The 3,375-nt window shown below is 33.4% G+C and carries 4 protein-coding genes and 1 pseudogene; 1 reads left to right on the top strand and 4 read right to left on the bottom strand.

The genetic code is table 11. From position 1 onward, the window contains the following. Positions 1-13 precede the first annotated feature (13 nt). Positions 14-109: a GDCCVxC domain-containing (seleno)protein gene (locus tag LEP1GSC199_RS22350; protein ID WP_415857913.1), complete on the top strand. Its 96-nt coding sequence runs from the start codon at positions 14-16 to the stop codon at positions 107-109. A 224-nt stretch (positions 110-333) separates the two neighbouring features. Here LEP1GSC199_RS22350 and LEP1GSC199_RS20425 read toward each other — a convergent pair whose 3' ends face one another. The 4 genes and pseudogenes from LEP1GSC199_RS20425 to LEP1GSC199_RS22215 form a co-directional block, all read right to left on the bottom strand. Beyond that, positions 334-594, bottom strand: a complete 261-nt coding sequence (locus LEP1GSC199_RS20425) for a toxin-antitoxin system HicB family antitoxin (protein WP_002992229.1) — start codon at positions 592-594, stop codon at positions 334-336. Further along, entirely contained in the window at positions 587-1,024 is a 438-nt protein-coding gene (locus LEP1GSC199_RS21100) for a putative toxin-antitoxin system toxin component, PIN family (protein WP_002992226.1), read from the bottom strand. The genes LEP1GSC199_RS20425 and LEP1GSC199_RS21100 overlap by 8 nt, the downstream gene beginning before the upstream one ends. A gap of 287 nt (positions 1,025-1,311) precedes the next feature. Beyond that, a complete protein-coding gene (locus LEP1GSC199_RS20415; protein WP_002992230.1) occupies positions 1,312-2,160 on the bottom strand; it encodes a hypothetical protein in 849 nt (282 codons plus the stop codon). Between the two features lie 1,053 nt (positions 2,161-3,213). Continuing rightward, positions 3,214-3,375, bottom strand: a pseudogene (locus LEP1GSC199_RS22215) (transcriptional regulator); the annotation flags it as partial.

Raw genomic sequence — 3,375 nt, 5'->3', positions numbered from 1 at the left:
ATGTGATAGTTGTTTGTATTACATGAAGCCTAAGAATGGTGATTGCTGTGTATTTTGTTCTTTTGGAACAGTGAAATGTCCTCCGAAACAAATTGAAGGATGTTGTTAATTCCTCAATTAATTAATTTAAAATTTGACTTTGAAAATGTCGCATAACGAACTAGTGGAGACGACGTTTCCCGACCCTGAGTCCCGTTAACGGGACGTTAGGGACTGGCACGGAGTTTGCGGATGCAAACGAGTGACAGAAGGGAAATGTGGCGTAGCCCAAGCGAGGCCTTGTGCCGAAGCGCAGCGTTTCCACGCTGTTATACGCTGGTTGCTAGTATAGAATTATAGTTTATCCCAATTTGGGATTTTTTCTTTTTTCCCGACTTTTCCCATAACTTTCTTAAATCCGTCATCAATCGAGTCTTTCGTTTTTCCTTGAATTCGTTTTTTGAAAAAGTTAGCAGTATCAATATCACTGATACCTCTTGTAAATGCATATAAAGCAAATTGATTAAGAGAAACACCTTGCGTAGCAGCAGTTTTCTCAATTCGTTCTTTAAGATCTTCCGGAATACGGATAGTGAGAACATTTTTTTTATTCATAATTTAATCTCCAAAATTTAGCAAAATCGGTAGGAGTGATAACTTTAAAAGAATCAAACTTAAGATCTTTATTTTCGTTAAAATCTTTAATATTTGAAGTAATTAGATATCGACTGTTACTGGCAAAAGCAAGTTCAACAAAAAGATTATCGTTTTCGTCCCCAAGATTTGGTCTTAGTAAATAGTTTATTGAAAAAGGCGTAGCCACAAAAGCAAGGAAGTCCAAAACAAGATTGATTTCCTTCTTTGAAAAACCCAAATCCGACAAAGATTTATCTCTAAGTAAAACATCAGAGTATTCTACAAAAACTGGAGTTGATAGAGCTAACTCAATTCTTCTATTTTCAACTAAAGTTAATATAAAATGCGAAGCACCTCTACTGTCTCTGAGAGCTTGATATAAAACATTTGTATCAATTGTTACCCGCACAGATTTATGATATCAAATATGCTATCATAAATCTACTAAATTTTATTACACTTTTGGTTTAATTTCTTAATTTTTTCTTATTTTGGGGAATAGTTTGAATTTAGCAACTTGCGTATAACGAACTAGGGGAGACGACGTTTCCCGACCCTGAGTCCCGAACGGGACGTTAGGGACTGGCACGGAGTTTGCGAATGCAAACGAGTGACAGAAGGGAAATGTGTCGCAGACCGAGCGAGGCCGGCAGTGCCGAAGCGAAGCGTTTCCCCGCTGTTAGCCGCAGTAGAAATTTATTTTATTTCTCTTACGATTTTTCTTGTTGTTTTTAGTTCTTGTTCAGTAAAGGAAATAAATTCTTTTGAATTTTGATTTTGAAATGGGATAAATTTAAATTGTTTAATTGTAGCACCTACTTTATCCATTCTTCGATTTCTATTTTTCTCACCAAAATAGATACATGGTAAGCGAAATACTAATGTAGGTGCATCCATCCCTCCCGATTTTAACCCAATAGAAAATTTAATATGATATTGATTTATTAGTTCTCTTAATAGTATTAATTGGTTGAATATATTGTTCTTGAACAATGGGTTAAGAAAATAGGATTGTAGGTTCGGTATATTTGTTAAACCTGTATCTAGATCGCTTCCGATTAATATTGGTATAATTTTTTGTTTTGCTAATTGGTCATTCAGTTGAATTACTCCTTCTTTAGTTATGTTTCGATTAGGCTGATACATTCCATTTCTAATCCAAATGAAAGCATACTTATTTTTTTTATCTAATTTTAATTTTTGAATATATTCGTTTATTTCATTAAGAGATGAAGAATTTTCATTAATAATATCATTGAATTTGTCATGAATTAATTCTTTATAAAATTCTTTGAAAATGTCTGCTGTTTTTCCAATTGGAAAGTTTTTTCCTTTTTTAGAGTATTTTTCATAATTGAATAAAACAGAAGGTTTCTTGAATTTTGTTATAAAATTGTAACATCCAAGGTGAAGTGGATTTTCTAGATCACCAACGAATATATATCTTAATTTTGGATAAACTAAAATTGCTGTAGCCAGATGAATGAATTCACCGAATTCAAATTCTGATTTATTTGTTTCTCCAATTGCAACTAGGTATTTCATTTTTCTATTGCGGCTAACGAATTAGTGGAGACGACGTTTCCCGACCCTGAGTCCCGTTAACGGGACGTTAGGGACTGGCACGGAGTTTGCGGATGCAAATGAGTGACAGAAGGGAAATGTGTCGCAGACCGAGCGAGGCCTCGTGCCGAAGCGAAGCGTTTCCACGCTGTTATGCGCTGTGTCCAAATTATAAGAATAAATACAAATTAGATATTTAAAACTTAATTCTTCAAATTTTTATAGTTTTGAATTTTGAGTTTCATTAGTTTAATTTGATATTCTGGTTAATCATGAAATATTCATTGTGTAAACAAATATTTTGATCTTTCAGTTTGCAATTTATTAATTATTTTGTTAAATTGAGTATTAAGTTCTACTTCATTTATTTCATTACGATAGATGAAATAATATTTCAATGGATCAGTCAATAAATCTGGAAATTCATCACCAAGTAATACTTGCTTTCTATTAATTTTATCCAAATTTTCCATTTTTTGAAATAGAATATAAGATAATATTGAATTCAATTGAAAATTCAGGTCTTTGAATTCCGCTTTAGACTTTAAATCTATAAAAATTGTCCTCTATCGTTTGTTATTATTAAATTATAATCTTTATATGACAATTCAACAATGGCCCCCATTCCTGGACGCCACGTATAATAAAATTTGAATTTATATTTTTCAAGTTCAAATTTGTAAGATTCGATATAGTTTATTAAGTTTTTTACGCCACGTATATCGTAAAGGTTCATATATATATAATGATTTATTGCGAGCTTAATCTTTTGCTTAAATAGTGAAATTGATCTAAGATTCAAGATATCTTATCGTATTTTTCTTAATTCATTTTTGGGACATTGCGCATAACGAACTAGACTTACCGAAGTTCCCCGACCCTGAGTCCCGGTAACGGGACGTTAGGGACTGGCATGTAGCTTGCGAACGCAAGGCGAATGCCAGAAGGGGAATTTGCCGAAGGCCGAGCGAGGGCTTGTCCCGAAGCGTAGTGGTAAGTCGCTGTTATGCGAAGTTTTCGGGTTTACAGAAGTAATTACGCCACGGACGGCGTTCTTTTTCTTACTGTCTTAGAAGTTTTGACTTTATATTCTTTTACAAGAATGTCTGTAGGAATTCCTAGATTTTGATTAATTTTTCTAATCATTTCTAAAGTAAGCTTTCTCTTTCGATTTAAGATTTCAGTGGCACGACTTCG

Source organism: Leptospira vanthielii serovar Holland str. Waz Holland = ATCC 700522 (assembly GCF_000332455.1).
Classification (GTDB): Bacteria; Spirochaetota; Leptospiria; order Leptospirales; family Leptospiraceae; genus Leptospira_A; species Leptospira_A vanthielii.
This window is presented reverse-complemented; position numbering and strand designations above follow the sequence as displayed.

Coding starts and splice junctions, on each gene's coding strand:
- LEP1GSC199_RS20425 (WP_002992229.1), bottom strand. CDS start 594: ATGAATAAAAAAAATGTTCTCACTATCCGTATTCCGGAAGATCTTAAA.
- LEP1GSC199_RS20415 (WP_002992230.1), bottom strand. CDS start 2,160: ATGAAATACCTAGTTGCAATTGGAGAAACAAATAAATCAGAATTTGAA.